This is a genomic window from Paraburkholderia sp. J63 (assembly GCF_905220245.1).
Lineage (GTDB): Bacteria > Pseudomonadota > Gammaproteobacteria > Burkholderiales > Burkholderiaceae > Paraburkholderia.
The window spans coordinates 1-717 of sequence record NZ_CAJMZF010000151.1 but is presented as its reverse complement, the minus strand read 5'-3'; the positions used below and the strand labels follow the sequence as shown (position 1 = coordinate 717).

Below are 717 nucleotides of genomic sequence, written 5' to 3'. Positions count from 1 at the left end.
GCCGGCTTCGACCAGCTCTTCGAACTCGCGTCCGTTGAAGCTCTCGTAGAAGAAGCCGCGCGCGTCGCCAAACACCTTCGGCTCGATGAGCTTGACTTCGGGGAGCGCCGTAGCAGTTACCGTGATAGCCATGCAACTTGGTCCGTGAGAATGTTCAACAAATACTTGCCGTACTCGTTCTTCGAGAGCGGTTTGGCCAGCTTCTGCACCTGCTCCGCATCAATCCACTGGCGGCGGTATGCAATTTCCTCGGGGCACGCGACCACGAGCCCCTGACGCTTCTGCAGCGTCGCGATGAACGTCGCCGCCTCAATCAGCGAATCGTGCGTACCGGTATCGAGCCATGCATAGCCGCGACCCATGATCTCGACGTTCAGCGCACCATCGCTCAAGTAGCGCGAATTCACGTCCGTGATCTCGAGCTCGCCACGCAGGGACGGCTTGATGTTCGCAGCGATATCGCACACACGGTTGTCATAGAAGTACAGGCCCGTCACCGCATAGTTCGAACGCGGCTGCGCAGGCTTCTCCTCGATCGACAGCGCACGGAAGCCCTTGTCGAACTCGACCACGCCATAACGCTCCGGGTCGTGCACGTGATAGGCGAATACCGTTGCGCCCGCATCCTGCGCGTCCGCGCGCTCGAGCTGCTTCGCGAGATCGTGGCCGTAGAAGATGTTGTCGCCGAGAATGAGCGCCGACGGATCGTTGCCCACA

1 protein-coding gene and 1 pseudogene are annotated in these 717 nt (G+C 60.4%); both read right to left on the bottom strand.

Translation table 11 applies throughout. From position 1 onward, the window contains the following. Nucleotides 1-132, bottom strand: a pseudogene (locus U5775_RS38920) (dTDP-4-dehydrorhamnose 3,5-epimerase family protein); the annotation flags it as partial. Continuing rightward, the coding region (locus U5775_RS38915) for a sugar phosphate nucleotidyltransferase (protein ID WP_322063435.1) at nucleotides 117-717 on the bottom strand (601 nt) is incomplete at its 5' end. The gene U5775_RS38915 and the pseudogene U5775_RS38920, both read right to left, overlap by 16 nt.